Here is a 16049-nt window from a genome sequence, read left to right as displayed (position 1 = left end):
TGCCTCAGACCTCGCCGAAGGCATTGGGGATCAGCTCCACCCGACCGGTGGCATCCACCAACGCCACGTCGAAACGCATGGAAACCTCGCCCAGGCCCTGTCGGTCGCAATATTCCAGCCCGGCTTGGGTGATCCGGCGCATCTGCGCGGGCAGCAGGTGCAGGGCGGCGTCGGCATGGCTGCGCGACGCCTTGACCTCGACGAAGACCAGGTCGGGACCGTCCTGCACGATCAGGTCGATCTCGGCCCCCTGCCCGCGCCAGCGCGTGGCCAGAACCTGCGCGCCGCGCTGGTGATAGAGGCGCAGGACGCTCTCCTCGGCCAGGCGGCCGGACAGGTCGGCGGTGCGGCCCCGGCCCGCGCGCCTGCCGCCCGGCTCAGTCACGATCCGCCAGCCCAAGCGCCAGCTGATAGACGTCGCGGCGCGGCAGGCCCAGCTCCTGCGCGGCCTCGCGGGCGGCGTCCTTGACGGACATGGTGCGCATATGCGCAGTCAGGACGGCGCGCACGCGGTCCTCGTCCATCTCCACGGCGGAGGGGCGGTCAAGGACCATCACCACCTCGCCCTTCAGCGTGGCCATGCGCGGATCGGCGGACAGGTCGGCAGCGGTGCCGCGGATCACCTCCTCGAACTTCTTGGTCAGCTCGCGCGCGACGACGGTGATGCGGGTGGGGTCGATCAGGGCCAGATCCTCCAGCGTGCGGGACACGCGGCGCGGGCTCTCGAACAGGATCAGCGTCGAATCTACCGCCATCCAGCGGCGCAGCCAGGTCTGGCGCGCGGACTGGGTGGGCGGCGGAAAGCCCAGGAACAGGAACCGGTCGCTTGGCAGCCCCGCCAGCGACAGCGCCGCCAGCGCCGAGGATGGCCCCGGCAGCGCATGGACCCGCGCCCCGGCCTCGGCCGCGTCCAGCGCCAGGCGATAGCCGGGATCGGCCACCAGCGGCGTGCCCGCATCGGAACAGTACGCCACGCTGGCCCCGTCCGACAGCGCCGCCAGCAGCGCGGGACGCGCCCGGTCGCCGTTGTGGTCGTGATAGGACAGGATGCGCCGCCCGCGCAGCGGCACGCCGTGGATGTCCAGAAGATGGCGCAGCACGCGCGTGTCCTCGGCCGCCAGCATGTCGGCGCTGTTCAGCACGTCCAGCGCGCGCAGCGTGATGTCGCGGGCCGCCCCGATGGGGGTCGCGACCAGGTACAGGCCGGGGTCCAGGCGCGCGGCCTCGACATGCGCGGCCAGGCGGCGGGCGGGGTCCTGCCCAGAGTTCGGCTCATGGTTCGGCCTGGGGTTCGGCCCATGGTTCGGGGGGTCGCGGCGGTCGGTCATCCTGCCTCCGGTTCCGGCCCGCACGGGGCCGGCGCTGATTGCCAATCGCAAAGACAGGACATAGGCTGCCGCCATCCGCGCGCGTCATAACATAAAGCAGGGAAGTTTCACATGTCAGCCTTCGCCACAACCCGGCCTGCGGGTCTGCGCCATGTCCTTTTGAAAGCGGCGACGGTGGTATCGGCCCTGTTTCTGGCCGCGTGCGAGCCGACCGGCGGCACCACGCAGGCCAGCGGCCCCGAGACGGGCCCCCTGATCGACCCGTCCGAACCGGTGCGCGTGGCGCTGCTGGCGCCGGGCGGGACCGGGTCGGACGACCTGGAATGGCTGGCCCGCAGCCTGAAGAATGCGGCCCGCATGGCCGCGGCCGACGCCCAGGGTGCGACCATCGACCTGCGCGTCTATGACAGCGGCGCATCGACCGAAAGCGCGGTGGCCCAGGCAAATGCCGCCGCCGACGCGGGCGCGCAGATCGTGCTGGGCCCGCTGTTCGCCGAAGGCGCCAACGCGGTGGGCAACGCCATGAAGGCGCGCAACATCAACGTGCTGACATTTTCCAACAACACCCAGGTCGCGGGCGGCAACGTCTTCATCCTGGGCAACAGCTTCGAGAACGTGGCCGACCGCCTGGTCGGGTACGGCATGACGCAGAACAAGCGCAACGTGCTGGTCGTGGCCGAGAACGACGTGGCGGGCCAGCTGGGCGGCCGCGCGATCGAGGCCGCGATCGCCCGCAACGGCGCCCGCATGGCGGGTCGGGTAGACCACCCGGTCTCGATCACCGGGGTCGACGGCGTGGTGCCCCGCATCACCCAGGCCGCGACGTCGGGGTCGATCGACGCGGTCTTCATGACCGCCAACAACCAGGCCGTCCTGCCCTATCTGACCGAACAGCTGGCGGCGGCGGGCGTGCGGTCGCCCGGCACGCAGATGATCGGCCTGACCCGGTGGGACCAGCCTTCGTCGCGTCTTGGCATGCCGCAGCTGGCCGAGGGGTGGTTCGCGATCCCCGACCAGACCCTGCAGCGCCAGTTCGAGGCCCGCTATGCCGGTGCCTATGGCGAGGCGCCCCATCAGCTGGCCTCGCTGGCCTATGACGGGGTCGCGGCGATCTCCTCGCTGGTGCGCAATGGACAGCGCAACGCGCTGACCACCACGGGCCTGACGCAGCGCGCGGGCTTCAACGGCGTGGGCGGCGTCTTCCGCTTGCAGCGCGATGGCACCGTTCAGCGTGGCCTGGCGGTCGCCACCATCCGCGGCGGCCAGTTGGTCGTGCTGGACCCCGCACCGCGCAATTCGCGCGGGCTGGGGTCGTGACCGGGGCCGGACGCACCGACCGATGACCATCGTCGCGGCCCGACCCGACCTGGACACCGACCAGCTGCTGGCCCGCCTGGACCGGCAGCTGGCGGGAACCACCGACCCCCGCCAGATCCGCGCGCAGACCGTGGCGATGCTGGCCCTGACGCGATCCGTGACGATGGAGGCGATCGAGGCCGCCTTTGCCACCCATCCCCGCGCCGCGCGCGAGACGGTGCGTGCCATCGCCATGATGACGGATGCGCTGGTCACCGCGGTCCACCACGTGGCCACGACGCGCCTGCACCCCCAGCAGTCCTCGTCCGAGACGCAGCGCCTGGCCGTGCTGGCCGTCGGCGGCTATGGCCGGGCCGAGATGGCGCCCTCCTCCGACGTGGACCTGCTGTTCCTGACCCCGTGGAAGATCACCCCCTGGGCGGAAAGCGTCGTCGAATCGATGCTGTACATGCTGTGGGATTTGAAGCTGAAGATCGGCCATTCGATCCGCAGCGTGGACGACTGCCTGCGCCTTGGTGCGGCGGACATGACGATCCGCACCTCGCTAGTGGAACACCGCCTGGTCACGGGCCACGCCCCCCTGGCCGAGGAGCTGCGCACCCGCCTGTGGGCGGAACTGTTCGAGCGGACCATCCCCGAGTTCATCGAGGCCAAGCTGGAGGAACGCGCCGCGCGCCACACCCGTCAGGGCGGCCAGCGCTATGTCCTGGAACCCAACGTCAAGGAGGGCAAGGGCGGCCTGCGCGACCTGCAGACGCTGTACTGGATCGCGAAATACATCCACCGCGTCGACAGGGCGGTCGAGCTGGTCGATCTGGGCGTCTTCACCCGCGACGAGCATCTGGCCTTCTGGCAGGCCGAGGATTTCCTGTGGGCGGTGCGCAGCCACCTGCACCTGATCGCGGGGCGGCCGTCGGACGTGCTGTCCTTTGACATGCAGGTCGAGGTGGCGCGGCGCATGGGCTATGTCGACACCACCGCCCGACGCGCGGTCGAGTACTTCATGCAGGACTATTTCCGCCACGCCACCCGCGTCGGAGAGCTGACCCGCGTCTTCCTGACGGAACTGGAGACCCGCCATGTCCGCGCAGCACCCTTCCTGGGCCGCATCTTTCGTCGGCGGCGCAAGATGCGCGCGGGTTTCGTCGATCAGCAGGGTCGCCTGTCCTATGAAACCGAAGCGACCTTTCTGGCCGACCCGCTGAACATCCTGCGCCTGTTCGAGGAGGCCCTGCGCACCGGCGTGCTGATCCACCCCGAGGCGCTGCGCCTGGTGGCCGCGAACCTGGACCGCATCGACGACAAGGTGCAGTCCGACCCCGAGGCGATCCGCATCTTCATGGACCTGCTGCTGCGGCACGGGAACCCCGAACGCGCGCTGCGGCGCATGAACGAACTGGGCGTGCTGGCCGCCTTCATCCCGGAATTCGAACCCGTCGTGGCGATGATGCAGTTCAACCTGTATCACCATTACACCGTGGACGAACACTCCATCCAATGCGTCGCCGCCCTGGCCGAGATCGAGCGCGGCGAACACCCCGAGGACCTGCCACTGTCGTCGGAGATCATCCAGGCCGGCGTGAACCGTCGCGTGCTGTATCTGGCGACCCTGCTGCACGACATCGGCAAGGGTCGCCCCGAGGATCATTCGATCCTGGGGGCGCGTATCGCGCGGCGGATCGCGGCGCGCTTCGGCTTTGCCCAGGACGACATCGACACGGTCGAATGGCTGGTGCGCCATCACCTGCTGATGTCCGACGTGGCGCAGAAACGCGACATCAGCGACCCGCGCACGCTGCGCGACTTTGCCAAGGCGGTGAAGACGCGCAAGCGGCTGGACATGCTTCTGGTGCTGACCGTCTGCGACATCCGCGGCGTGGGCCCGGGCACCTGGAACAACTGGAAGGCCGCGCTGCTGCGCCAGCTGCACCAGGAGACCGCGGCCGCGCTGGAGAACGGGCTGGAGGAGCTGAACCGCGACCGTCGCCAGACCGAGGCGAAACGGTCGCTGCGCCACCTGCTGATCGCCAAGGGTTGGGACGCCCGCACCATCCGCGCCGAACTGGGGCGCCATTACGACGCCTATTGGTCGGGCCTGCAGACTCAGACGCAGGCCGTCTTCGCCGACCTTCTGTCTGGCCTGGGCGCGGACGAGATCCGCATCGACCTGCGCGCCGATCCCGACCGGGATGCGACCCGCGCGGCCTTCGTGCTGTCGGACCATCCGGGCATCTTCTCGCGGCTGGCCGGGGCGCTGACGCTGACCGGGGCGAACGTGGTCGACGCGCGCACCTATACCACGCGGGACGGCTATGCGACGGCGGTCTTCTGGGTCCAGGACGCGGAGGGGCATCCCTTTGCCGAGGATCGCCTGCCCCGCCTGCGCCAGACAATCCTGCGCACCCTGGCCGGAGAGATCGTCGCCCGCGAGGCCTTTGCCAGCCGGGACAAGCCGAAAAAGCGCAACCGAGAGTTCAAGTTCCCGACCCACATCACCTTCGACAACGAAGGCAGCGACATCTATACCATCATCGAGGTCGACACCCGCGACCGCCCCGGCCTGCTGTACGACCTGACGCGGACGCTGGCCGCGAACCACATCCAGATTGTCAGCGCCGTCATTGCGACCTATGGGGCGCAGGTGGTCGACAGCTTCTATGTCAAGGACATGTTCGGCCTGAAGCTGCACAGCCCCGCGAAACGTGACGGGCTGGAAAAGAAACTGCGCACGGCGATCGCCGACGGCGTGAAACGGGCAGAGGCTGAACAGGCATGAAATCCGGATTGGTGCGGGGGTTCCTCTCCGTTGGGCTATGGACGCTGATCTCGCGCGCGTCGGGTTTCGTGCGCGACATCCTGATGGCCGCCTGGCTGGGCACCGGCGCCGTGGCCGAGGCGTTCCTGATCGCGCTGTCCCTGCCCAACATGTTCCGCCGCTTCTTCGCCGAGGGCGCGTTCAACACCGCCTTCATCCCGATGTTCTCGAAGAAGCTGGACGATCCGGCCGACGCGCAGCGTTTCGCGCGCGAGGCGTTCTCGGGACTGTTCATGACGGTGCTGGCGCTGTCGGCGGTGGCGATGATCTTCATGCCGGGGCTGGTCTGGCTGATGGCGTCGGGGTTCGCGGGAGATGAACGGTTCGACCTGGCGGTCGAATACGGGCGGATCACGTTCCCCTATATCCTGCTGATCTCGATGGCCTCGATGATCTCGGGCGTCTTGAACGCGAACGGGCGATTTACGGCCGCGGCGGCGGCGCCGGTGCTGCTGAACCTGCTGTTCATCGTGGCGATGGGCCTGGGGCGCTGGCAGGGATGGGACCTCGGCCTGACCCTGGCCTGGGCCACGCCCGTCACCGGGGTGGCGCAGCTGGCGCTGGTCTGGTGGGACGCGCGGCGGACGGGATACACGTTCTGGCCGCACCGCCCGCGCCTGACGCCCGACATGCGCCGCCTGATCGCGGTGGCCCTGCCCGCGGCATTCGCGGGCGGGGTCGTGCAGATCAACCTGCTGGTCGGCCGTCAGGTCGGATCGCGGTTCGAGGGGGCCATCGCCTGGCTGTCCTATTCCGACCGGCTGTATCAGCTGCCTCTGGGCGTGGTGGGCGCGGCGGTCGCGGTCGTCCTGCTGCCCGAACTGGCCCGTCGCATCCGGGCCGAGGATCACGCGGGCGGCCAGTCGGCCTATTCCCGCGCCACGGAGTTCGGACTGTTCCTGACGCTGCCCTCGGCCTTCGCGATCGCGGTGATCGCGGAACCGATGGTCAGCACGCTGTTCGAACGCGGGGCCTTCACCGCCTTCGACACACAGCAGACGGCGGCGGCGCTGATTGTCTATGCCTTCGGCCTGCCCGCCTTCGTGCTGCAGAAGATCCTGCAGCCGCTGTATTTCGCGCGCGAGGATACCAGGACCCCGTTCCGCTTTGCCCTGATCTCGATGGTGGTGAACGCCGTCGCGGCCTTTGGCCTGATGCCGATCTTCGGGTTCCTGGCGGCGGCGCTTGGCACGACCATCGCGGCCTGGATCATGGTGGCGCAGCTGTGGTGGGGCACCCGGTCGATGGGTCAGGCGGCGCGCGCCGATGCGCGCCTGCGCCGGTCGTTCCCGCGCATCCTGCTGGCATCCGCGCTGATGGCCGCCGTCCTGTGGGCGACCCGCGGCTGGCTGGAAGCCGCAGGCCTGGGTCGCGGCGCGGGGCTGGCGATCCTGGTCTTTGGCGGCGCCGCGCTTTATTTCGCGCTGGCCTTTGTCATCGTCGGCTATCGCCCGTCGGAACTGCGCGCCGCCGTCCGGCGCGGTTAACGCTGGCGCAGCTGCGCCAGCGCGCGGGCCATGCCCCCGTCGACCAGCACGAAGGACAGCGCGAACCCGAACCCAAAGCCCGCGATCTCGGCGATCCAACCCAGGCCCGCGCCGCCGAAGATCAGGCCGAAGACCAGCTGGAACAGCAGCAGCATGCCGATCAGCGTGAAGGCCCGCATCCGGTTCGCGTTCTCTGCCGCCAGCCGCGTCCAGATCAGGAAGGTGAACGCCCCCACCAGCCCATAGACCGCCGGATAGCCGCCGATCAGCGGCGCGGACCGCGCGCCCACCGCCTGGATGATCGCGGCATAGACCAGCGCACCGCCGATGGCCGACCCGAAATACAGCGCCAGCACCGCCCAGGGGCGGAAGTTATGCGCGACCATGTTCCCCAGGGCCAGCGTGAACACCACGACGAACAGCGCATGCATGGCGTTGACATGGATGAACACGAAGCTGAGGAACCGGTACATCTGTTCCACATCGAACGCCCCCAACGTCCAGGCCCGCTGTGCCAGTTCGGGCGGAAACGCCGCCATGCGGATCGCGGACAGGCGCAGGCCCACGCCCTCGGCCCCGCCGATCAGGCCCGCGCCGCCCAGGGCAAAGACCGCCTCGGAGGCGATGACGGGCAGGGTCAGCAGCCAGATCACGGGCGGCAGCGGGTTCAGCGGCGATTCAGGCAGGCTTGATCGCATGGGGTTTCCTTGGGTTGCGAAGGCACCGGTCAACCGCTAAGCCAGCGGGCAGGAAATTCCAAGGCAGGCCGCTCATGTCCGACCCGATCAACGCCCAGTTCCGCCCGCGCATCTTTTCCGGCATCCAGCCGTCGGGCGGGCTGACGCTTGGCAACTACCTTGGCGCGCTCAAGCGGTTCGCGGCCCTGCAGGGCCCGGACGCGCAGACGATCTACTGCATCGTCGACCTGCACGCGATCACCGTCTGGCAGGACCCCCAGATCCTGCTGTCGCGCACGCGCGAGGCGGCGGCGGCCTTCATGGCGTCGGGCGTGGACCCCGCGCAGTCGATCCTGTTCAACCAGTCCCAGGTCAGCGCCCATGCCGAGATGGCGTGGCTGTTCAACACGGTCGCGCGCGTGGGCTGGATGTACCGGATGACCCAGTTCAAGGACAAGGCCGGCAAGAACGCCGAGAACGTCAGCCTGGGCCTTCTGGCCTATCCGGCGCTGATGGCGGCCGACATCCTGACCTATCAGGCGACCGCCGTGCCCGTCGGAGAGGATCAGAAGCAGCACCTGGAACTGACCCGCGACATCGCGGCCAAGTTCAACCACGACTATGGCGTCACCCATTTCCCGATCACCGAACCGCTGATCGAAGGTGTGGCCACCAAGGTCATGTCCCTGCGCGACGGCTCCAAGAAGATGTCGAAATCTGATCCGTCGGATGCCAGCCGCATCAACCTGACCGACGACGCCGACACCATCGCCCAGAAGATTCGCAAGGCGCGCACCGATGCCGATCCCCTGCCCGGCCAGATGGACGGTCTGAAGGATCGCCCCGAGGCGCGCAACCTGATCAACATCTATTCCGCCCTGACGGACGAGACCCCCGACCAGGTCCTGGCCCGGTTCGAGGGTCAGGGCTTCGGCGCGTTCAAGCCCGCCCTGGCCGAGGTCGCGGTCGAGGCGCTGTCGCCCATCACCCGGCGCATGTCCGAATACATGGCCGACCCCGCCCAGATCGACGCGATCCTGGCCGACGGTTCCGACCGCGCGGCGGCCGTCTCCATGCCGATCCTGGAGCGGACCAAGGACATCATGGGCCTGCTGCGCACCCGAGGCTGACGCCCCCCGGCCGCAATGGGGTTGCGCCAGCAGCCCCTTTGCGGCTATCAGCCCGACACGTGCATGGACCCGGTGAGATTCCGGGTGGCTCTTCCGGCCGCCGATCCGCCGGACAATTCGAACCTTGACACTTGACTGTCGGACCGCAGGCCACGACGGCCCGGTCAGGAACGGATGACACATGTTTTCACTGACGACCTACAAGAACGAATGGCTGGGCAACATCAGGCCTGACCTGCTTTCGGGCCTTGTCGTGGCCCTGGCGCTGATCCCCGAGGCCATCGCCTTTTCCATCATCGCGGGCGTGGACCCCAAGGTGGGGCTGTATGCCAGCTTCTCGATCGCGGTTATCACCGCGATCACCGGGGGGCGTCCCGGCATGATCTCGGCCGCGACGGCGGCGACGGCGGTGCTGATGATCACGCTGGTGCGCGATCACGGGCTTGAATACCTGCTGGCGGCCACCGTGCTGGCCGGCCTGATCCAGATCGGCTGTGGCCTGGCCGGTCTGGGACGCTTCATGCGCTTTGTCTCGAAATCGGTGATGACCGGGTTCGTGAACGCGCTGGCGATCCTGATCTTCATGGCGCAGCTGCCCGAACTGGACCTGTCCGCACCCGGCGTGACCTGGTTCACCTACGTGCTGGTCGCGGCGTCGCTGGCGATCATCTACCTGTTCCCGCGCATCACCAAGGCGATCCCGTCGCCGCTGGTCACCATCGTCGTGCTGACCGGGCTTGCGATGACCTTCGGATGGGACGTGCGTACGGTGGGCGACATGGGCGCGCTGCCCGACACGCTGCCGATGTTCCTGATCCCCGACATCCCGCTGACGCTGGAGACGCTGCAGATCATCCTGCCCTATTCCATCGCGGTCGCCATCGTGGGCCTGCTGGAAAGCCTGATGACCCAGAACCTGGTGGACGAGCTGACCGACACGCGCAGCAACCGCAACCAGGAATGCATCGGCCAGGGCCTGGCCAACACCGCCACCGGCTTCATCGGAGGCATGGCGGGCTGCGCCATGATCGGACAGTCGATGATCAACGTCAAATCCGGCGGGCGGGGGCGGCTGTCGTCCTTCACCGCCGGGGTGGCGCTGCTGATCCTGGTGGTGGGTCTGGGCGATCTGGTCAGCCGCATCCCCATGCCGGCGCTGGTCGCGATCATGATCATGGTGTCCATCGGCACTTTCAGCTGGTCGTCGCTGGCCAACCTGCGCACCCATCCGCGCTCGTCGTCGGTGGTGATGCTGGCAACCGTCGCCACGGTCGTCTGGACCCACAACCTGGCCATCGGGGTGCTGGTGGGCGTGCTGCTGTCGGGGATCTTCTTCGCCGCCAAGATCGCGCAGCTGTTCCGCGTGACCTCGACCCTGTCGGCGGACGGCCGCAGCCGGACGTATGTCGTCGAGGGGCAGATGTTCTATGCCTCGGTCGAGGACTTCATGGCCGCGTTCGACTTTGCAGAACCGCTGGATCATGTCACCATCGACGTCAGAGGGGCGCATATCTGGGACATCAGCTCGGTGCAGGCGCTGGACATGGCGATCCTGAAGTTCCGGCGCGACGGCGCGCAGGTGCAGCTGATCGGCATGAACGCCGCCTCGGAGACGCTGGTCGACCGGCTTGCCATCCATGACAAGCCCGGCGCCCTGGACAAGCTGACGGCGCATTAGAGGGGGAGACGGCACATGAACGACAAGATCATCGCCCTGGTGGACGGCTCGGTCTACGCGGCCTCGGTGTGCGAACATGCGGGCTGGCTTGCGGCGCGCAGCGGCATGCCGGTCGAGCTGCTGCACGTCCTGGGCCGCAGGTCCCCCGCCCCGTCGCAGGACCTGTCCGGCACGATCCGCCTCGGCGCGCGCAGCGCCCTGCTGGACGAGCTGGCAAGCCTTGACGAACAGCGCGCGCGCCTGGCGAACGCGCAGGGCCGCGCTCTGCTGGAGGATGCGCGCAACCTGACTTTGGGCGCAGGCGCCGCGCGGGTCGAGACGCGCCTGGAACAGGGCGACCTGATCGCCCATGCGACCGGCAAGGCCGCAGGCCCCGCCCTGATCGTGATCGGCAAGCGCGGAGAGGCCGCCGATTTCGCGGCCGACCATCCCGGATCGAACCTGGAACGCGTGGTCCGCGCGGCCAAGGTGCCGGTCCTGGTCGCCGCCCGCGCCTTCCGCCCCATCGCCAGCGTGATGCTGGCCTTTGACGGCGGGGCCTCGGCGATGAAGGCGGTCGATCACGTGGCCTCCAGCCCGGTCTTCGACGGGCTTCGGATCGAGGTGGCGATGGCCGCCCCGGCCAACCGCGAGGCGCAGGTCCAGCTGGAGGAGGCGATCCTGCGCCTGCGCGCCGCCGGCCGCGATGCGCGCGCCGAACTGCTGGACGGCAGCGCCGACAGCGCGCTGATCGCACGGATCGAACAGCAGGATCACGACCTGCTGGTCATGGGGGCCTATGGGCACAGCCGCATCCGCCGGTTGATCATCGGATCGGTCACCACGCGCATGCTGATCGATTCCCGCCGATCCGTGCTGCTGTTCCGCTGACCCGTAAATAAACAGTTAACAGCGCACAAATTTACAGCCTCCAGTTGCAGATTCGACGCGGACGCCGGCCTCCGTCCTCCGCGTTGGATCAACCCGGACCGGCCCTGCACAACGTGCAATGTGAACCGGTAAGTTCATAGATTAATCAACGAATTGCACGATGTGCGAGATTGGTCTCCAAACCGGTCTTCACGCATGCCGTGTGCGTGGATCTTGTTGACAACCGTGGCCATGCGGGCGTAACGCCGTTTATACAAAGTTAACAAGAATCGTTTTCAAGAGGGATGACTGTCATGGCCACGATCTTTGGCAGCTATGATGGCGATGGCGCGACCATTCTTCAGGGCAACTCCTCGGAGGGAACCCAGAACGTCACGTTGTCGGACTGGGCGTTCAGCCGGCAAACCGAGCCGGGCGACAACCGCAGCGTGTACGACATCAGCATGAAGGGCGGCGACGACACGCTGGAGGGCGGAAACCTGTCCGGCCAGGGCGCCCGCGTCGCCTTCGGCCAGGTTGACATGGGCACCGGTGACGACATGGCCCATCTGTCGCGCACCACCTTCGAGACGATCTCTACCGGCGACGGCGACGACACGCTGAAGCTGGAGCAGTCGTTCGGCGCGCGCGTGGACCTTGGCAAGGGCGACGACGTCCTGTGGTTCGACATGAAGCCGGACCACAGCCTGTCGGATGCCGACAAGATGCGCAGCGGCGCCAAGCTGGATGGCGGCAAGGGTCAGGACACGCTGAACCTGCGCGGGGACTGGACCCTGACGCTGTCCAGCGGCAACGTCACCATGGACACCGACGGCGACGGCAAGGCCGACCTGGTCACCAACGTCTACAGCGACAGCGACATCGGCTCGATCCTGGCCTATCCGCGCATCCTGCAGGGCACGGTCTCCTATGGGACGATGACGCTTCGCGACGGATCGACCGTGGCATCACGGTCGGGCTTTGCCAATTTCGAGGCGATCAACGCGGTCTGCTTCACCGCCGGCACGCTGATCGACACCCCCCGCGGCGCGGTCCCGATCGAGACCCTGCGCCAGGGCGACACGGTCATCACCCGCAACGGCCCCAAGGCCCTGGCCTGGATCGGTTCGCGCAGGCTGGATGCGGTCGATCTGGCGGGGAACCCCAAGCTGCTGCCGATCCTGGTGCCCGCCGGCGCCTTCGGCAACGGCCTGCCCCTGCGCGACATCCGCTTTTCGCCCCAGCACCGCGTCGTCATCCGCTCGGCCATCGCCGAGACGATGTTCGGCGCCCCCGAGGTGCTGGTCGCGGTCAAGCCGCTGATCGGCGTGAACGGCATCGACGTGGACGGCGACGCCCGCAGCGTCCAGTACCTGCACCTGATGTTCGCAGACCACCAAATCCTGTCGGTCGAGGGGATCGAGGCCGAAAGCCTGTTCCCCGGGCGTCAGGCGCTGACTTTTCTCAGCCAGGACCAGCTGTCCGAACTGCGCGCGATCTTCCCCGATTTCGAGGCGATGACCGAGACCGATCCGGCCATCCCGTTCCTGAAGGGTCGCGAAGGACGCTCGCTGGCCGCCCGCCACGCCCGCAACGACCGCCCGCTGTATTCGTAAGGACCGGCCTGCGGTCATTGGACAGGCCCAGCATGTCGGCAACGGCAAGGCTGGGCCGCTTGGGATCATGACACTCCATACCGACCTGCCCCCCGCCCTGCTGCGCCGCACCGATGTCACCGTCGGCAGGCACGCCGCCCGGCCCGACCTGATCGTGCCGTTGGCCCGCCAGATGCACCGGGAAAGCCTGTTCGCGGACCTGCCCTTCGACCAGCCGCAGGTGGAGCGCCTGCTGGCACAGGTCCATGACGACAGCGGTTATCACGGTGCCGTCGTCGTATCGCTGGAGGCCGAGCCGGTGGCCTTTGCGCTGTTCGCGTTCGAACCGATGCGGACCCATTCCGCCAGCTGGATCACGGTGATCCACACGGCGCATCTGCGCAGCGACATCCGCGACACCGCTACCGGGTCCGCCGTCTGGCAGCGGGTGATGCTGGCCGTGCGCGGCTGGTCCGCGCCGCGCGGGGTCCGGGGCATCCAGGTTGCCCTGGGTCTTGGCGTCGCCGTTCCGCGGATGGACGCGCTGCTGACCGCGGATGGCGCCACGCCCCTGGGCGGCGCCTTCTTTAGTCGGCTGTAATGTCCGCGCGGGCCCCACGATGACCGCGCAGCTGACCCATGATGACCCCAGACTTGGTCTGCGCCCGGCAGAGGCGCGGGCCGACGATCCGCTGACCGGTGTCGCGATGCGCCTGCTGGGCGATGCGCTGACGGGCAGCGGCGACGGATGCGTCTGTGCCCCCGCCCTTGGCGTGCCGGTGCGCCTGCTGGCCCTGCGGCGGGGGGCGGACCTGATCCACGTGCTGAACCCCCGCCTGTCGTCACTGTCTGACCTGCACCTGAACCGTGCCGAGACGCGGCTCCAGACCGGCCCCGTCCAGCGCCATGCCTGGCGTGCGCGGCGCGTGACCCTGGCCGGGACGCAGCCCGGCGGCCTGCCCTTGTCTTTGGACCTGGACGGTCCGCTGGCCATCGCCGTCCAGCAGGCGGTCGAGCTGCTGGACAACCGCGACGCGTTTTCCTGGGTCACGCCCTTCCACCGCGCCTGGCTGCGGGCGACCGACGCCCCGGTCCGGGCCCGCGCGCGGGCGATCAATCACGGCCTGCACCGCCTGGATGGGGCGGCGCTGCGCATGCTGGATGACCGCCGGGTGCAGGTGCTGGACGACGACGGCACCCCCCTGGGCATGATCGACGCGCTGAACCCGGCCATGCCGGTCGAGGGTTGGGCGCGTCGCTGCCTTGGGCTGCTCTGCGCGACATCGGCCCTGCGGCACGTGATGGTGACAGGGCCGGCGCATCTGCCGCTGACCATTGCGGTGCTGGCCCTGGTGCCCGGCCTGACGGTGCATCACCCCGCGGCGGGCTGGCCCCTAGCGGCGATGCAGGCGCTTGACCTTGGCGCGGCGTTCCGGCCAGCGCAGCTGTCGGATGCGGCACCCGATGCGCCGCGGCTGGATGCGATCGTCGCCAGGGCGGATGAGGACTGGCTGCATGGTGCGGACGCGCTGGCGCGCATCCGCCACGCCGGGCGGCGCCTGTCGGGCGACGGCGGCGTCCTGCTGATCCATGGAACGGGCCCCCTGCCCGCGATCCGCGACCTGCTGCAGGCGGCGTTTCCCGCGGTCCACGCGGTCATGGACGGCGATGCGACGTTCCTGGTCGCGACCAAGGCGCGGCTGGACCTGGGCGTCGCCCATGCCCGCGTGCAGGCCATCGTGAACCGCACCGATCAGCAGCCGCTACTGGCGGCGGGCTGCACGGGTTGGCAGACGGTTCCCCGGTCATGACGGTCGCGACATCCGTGGCGCAGCGGCCGCGCATCCTGTTTCTGCACCTGTCCGGCCCCGGCCAGTTCGAGTTCCTGGGCCGTTGGCTGGCGGGCCAGGGCTGGGACGTCACCTTCATGCATGGCGGCATCGACGCCGACCCTGCCCATGACGGCATCTGCACCCGCCGATTCGCGCTGCGCGACACCACGATCCCCACGGGCGATCCGCGTCACATCCTGGACCACGCCGCGCAGAACTGCCGGGGCGCGACCGAGCTGATGTTCCGCATGCGCCATTCCGAAGGCTATGTCCCCGACGTCGTGGTGGCCCATGCGGGCTGGGGCGTGGGGCTGGGGGTCAAGCTGGTCTGGCCCGACTGCACCTATGTCGCCTATCACGAATGGTATTACACCGACCGCAACTGGGACAAGCGCCGGGCGGAAAAGCCCGCCGACCTGGCGGTGATGATCTCGGACCGGATGCGCAACCTGCCGATCACCGGCGAATTCGACCTGGCCGATGCCAGCTGGTGCCCGACGCTGTTCCAGGCCAGCCGCTTTCCTCCGGTCCTGCGCCGCCAGATCACCGTGATGCCAGATGGGGTGGATTGCGACCTGCACCGCCCCGACCCGCAGGCGCGCATCGATTTCGACTGGCTGCGCCTGCCCGCCGACCGCCCCGTGATCACCTATGCCACCCGCGGGATGGAGCCCTTGCGCGGCTTTCCGCAATTCCTGCGCGGCGTCGCCCGCCTGCAGGCGCGGCGTGACGACTTCGACACGGTGATCCTGGCCAATGACAGCGTGTCCTATGGCCGACCGCTGGCGCGCGGCGACAGCTGGTGGCTGCGGATGATCGACCAGCTGGACCTGGATCACCGCCGCATCCACGTGAACGCCATGCGCCCGCGCGATGAATATGTCCGCACGCTGCAGGCCTCGCACGCGCATGTCTATTTCACCGAGCCCTTCGTCACCTCCTGGTCCCTGTCCGAGGCGATGGCCACCGGATGCCTGGTGATCGGATCGAACACCGCCCCGGTGCGCGAACTGGTCCGCGACATGGAGAACGGCCTGATCGTCGACATGGACGACGCGGACGAGGTCGCGGACGCGATGGCCTGGGTGCTGGACAATCCGGGTGACGCGGCCGACCTGCGCCGCGCCGCGCGCCGGACGATCCTGGCCGATCACGATGCGGCGCGGGTGTTTCCGGCCAAGGATGCCTGGCTGCGCGCGGCCATCGGCGCGCCGGTCCACTGACCTTGTTGGACAAATTGCCGCGCGACCCCGCGTCGCCGTCGAAAAGGCTCGCAATCGGGCGTGAACCGTTCCAACATGGGGACTGTTGACGGTGGATGACGGGTCACGGGGTGCCGCC

Annotated in this window: 13 protein-coding genes and 1 other annotated feature; of the genes, 10 read left to right on the top strand and 3 right to left on the bottom strand. The window is 68.6% G+C overall.

Annotated elements, in window-relative coordinates; all coding sequences use genetic code 11:
• Nucleotides 1-4: 4 nt before the first annotated feature.
• Together EOJ32_RS07495 and rsmI are read right to left on the bottom strand one after the other, a co-directional pair.
• On the bottom strand, nt 5-385 hold the full coding sequence (locus tag EOJ32_RS07495; RefSeq protein ID WP_127898133.1) for a YraN family protein: 381 nt from the start codon (nt 383-385) through the stop codon (nt 5-7).
• Nucleotides 378-1328 (bottom strand): 16S rRNA (cytidine(1402)-2'-O)-methyltransferase, encoded by a 951-nt coding sequence (gene rsmI, locus EOJ32_RS07490; protein WP_127898132.1) that lies wholly within the window; start codon nt 1326-1328, stop codon nt 378-380. The genes EOJ32_RS07495 and rsmI overlap by 8 nt, the downstream gene beginning before the upstream one ends.
• A gap of 111 nt (nt 1329-1439) precedes the next feature.
• On the opposite strand from rsmI, the gene EOJ32_RS07485 reads away from it, so the two are divergent.
• The 3 genes from EOJ32_RS07485 to murJ are packed head-to-tail and all read left to right on the top strand — an operon-like array spanning nt 1440 to nt 6947.
• Nucleotides 1440-2645, top strand: coding sequence for a penicillin-binding protein activator (locus tag EOJ32_RS07485; RefSeq protein ID WP_127898131.1), 1206 nt, complete (start codon nt 1440-1442; stop codon nt 2643-2645).
• Nucleotides 2646-2667: 22 nt separating this feature from the next.
• Nucleotides 2668-5421 carry a [protein-PII] uridylyltransferase gene (locus EOJ32_RS07480; RefSeq protein ID WP_045982229.1) on the top strand — a complete coding sequence of 918 codons (2754 nt, stop codon included), beginning with the start codon at nt 2668-2670 and terminating at the stop codon, nt 5419-5421.
• Nucleotides 5418-6947 (top strand): murein biosynthesis integral membrane protein MurJ, encoded by a 1530-nt coding sequence (murJ, locus tag EOJ32_RS07475; RefSeq protein WP_127898130.1) that lies wholly within the window; start codon nt 5418-5420, stop codon nt 6945-6947. Before EOJ32_RS07480 ends, murJ begins: the two co-directional genes overlap by 4 nt.
• On the opposite strand, the gene EOJ32_RS07470 is transcribed toward murJ, so the two are convergent.
• Complete coding sequence (locus EOJ32_RS07470; protein ID WP_127898129.1) at nt 6944-7645, bottom strand: rhomboid family intramembrane serine protease; 702 nt, start codon at nt 7643-7645, stop codon at nt 6944-6946. The two genes, murJ and EOJ32_RS07470, sit on opposite strands and share 4 nt — an antisense overlap.
• A gap of 74 nt (nt 7646-7719) precedes the next feature.
• Here EOJ32_RS07470 and trpS point away from each other — a divergent pair, with 74 nt between their 5' ends.
• The 7 genes from trpS to EOJ32_RS07435 all read left to right on the top strand — a co-directional run bounded on the left by trpS (nt 7720) and on the right by EOJ32_RS07435 (nt 15931).
• Nucleotides 7720-8754 (top strand): tryptophan--tRNA ligase, encoded by a 1035-nt coding sequence (gene trpS / locus EOJ32_RS07465; protein ID WP_127898128.1) that lies wholly within the window; start codon nt 7720-7722, stop codon nt 8752-8754.
• A 62-nt stretch (nt 8755-8816) separates the two neighbouring features.
• Nucleotides 8817-8872: a sequence feature (sul1 is cis-regulatory element that is thought to sense ions involved in sulfur or methionine metabolism; They are found in Alphaproteobacteria), on the top strand.
• Nucleotides 8873-8935: 63 nt separating this feature from the next.
• Complete coding sequence (locus EOJ32_RS07460; protein ID WP_127898127.1) at nt 8936-10432, top strand: SulP family inorganic anion transporter; 1497 nt, start codon at nt 8936-8938, stop codon at nt 10430-10432.
• Nucleotides 10433-10447: 15 nt separating this feature from the next.
• Nucleotides 10448-11302, top strand: a complete 855-nt coding sequence (locus EOJ32_RS07455) for a universal stress protein (protein WP_127898126.1) — start codon at nt 10448-10450, stop codon at nt 11300-11302.
• A 293-nt stretch (nt 11303-11595) separates the two neighbouring features.
• Nucleotides 11596-12897, top strand: a complete 1302-nt coding sequence (locus tag EOJ32_RS07450; protein ID WP_164871404.1) for a Hint domain-containing protein — start codon at nt 11596-11598, stop codon at nt 12895-12897.
• Between the two features lie 67 nt (nt 12898-12964).
• The gene (locus EOJ32_RS07445) at nt 12965-13477 is read left to right on the top strand and encodes a hypothetical protein (protein ID WP_045982223.1); all 513 of its coding nucleotides are present in this window, start codon (nt 12965-12967) and stop codon (nt 13475-13477) included.
• Nucleotides 13478-13496: 19 nt separating this feature from the next.
• Nucleotides 13497-14687 (top strand): hypothetical protein, encoded by a 1191-nt coding sequence (locus EOJ32_RS07440; protein WP_127898124.1) that lies wholly within the window; start codon nt 13497-13499, stop codon nt 14685-14687.
• Complete coding sequence (locus EOJ32_RS07435) at nt 14684-15931, top strand: glycosyltransferase family 4 protein (RefSeq protein ID WP_127898123.1); 1248 nt, start codon at nt 14684-14686, stop codon at nt 15929-15931. The genes EOJ32_RS07440 and EOJ32_RS07435 overlap by 4 nt, the downstream gene beginning before the upstream one ends.
• Nucleotides 15932-16049 lie beyond the last annotated feature (118 nt).

Origin of the sequence: Paracoccus sp. Arc7-R13, assembly GCF_004010775.1 — a bacterium.
In the GTDB taxonomy this organism is placed as follows: Bacteria; Pseudomonadota; Alphaproteobacteria; order Rhodobacterales; family Rhodobacteraceae; genus Paracoccus; species Paracoccus marcusii.
Note: the sequence above shows the minus strand (reverse complement) of the source record. Positions and strands in the feature narration are given on the sequence as shown.

Coding starts and splice junctions, on each gene's coding strand:
- EOJ32_RS07455 (WP_127898126.1), top strand. CDS start 10,448: ATGAACGACAAGATCATCGCCCTGGTGGACGGCTCGGTCTACGCGGCC.
- EOJ32_RS07445 (WP_045982223.1), top strand. CDS start 12,965: ATGACACTCCATACCGACCTGCCCCCCGCCCTGCTGCGCCGCACCGAT.
- EOJ32_RS07460 (WP_127898127.1), top strand. CDS start 8,936: ATGTTTTCACTGACGACCTACAAGAACGAATGGCTGGGCAACATCAGG.
- EOJ32_RS07485 (WP_127898131.1), top strand. CDS start 1,440: ATGTCAGCCTTCGCCACAACCCGGCCTGCGGGTCTGCGCCATGTCCTT.
- EOJ32_RS07470 (WP_127898129.1), bottom strand. CDS start 7,645: ATGCGATCAAGCCTGCCTGAATCGCCGCTGAACCCGCTGCCGCCCGTG.
- trpS (WP_127898128.1), top strand. CDS start 7,720: ATGTCCGACCCGATCAACGCCCAGTTCCGCCCGCGCATCTTTTCCGGC.
- EOJ32_RS07435 (WP_127898123.1), top strand. CDS start 14,684: ATGACGGTCGCGACATCCGTGGCGCAGCGGCCGCGCATCCTGTTTCTG.
- murJ (WP_127898130.1), top strand. CDS start 5,418: ATGAAATCCGGATTGGTGCGGGGGTTCCTCTCCGTTGGGCTATGGACG.
- EOJ32_RS07480 (WP_045982229.1), top strand. CDS start 2,668: ATGACCATCGTCGCGGCCCGACCCGACCTGGACACCGACCAGCTGCTG.
- rsmI (WP_127898132.1), bottom strand. CDS start 1,328: ATGACCGACCGCCGCGACCCCCCGAACCATGGGCCGAACCCCAGGCCG.
- EOJ32_RS07450 (WP_164871404.1), top strand. CDS start 11,596: ATGGCCACGATCTTTGGCAGCTATGATGGCGATGGCGCGACCATTCTT.
- EOJ32_RS07440 (WP_127898124.1), top strand. CDS start 13,497: ATGACCGCGCAGCTGACCCATGATGACCCCAGACTTGGTCTGCGCCCG.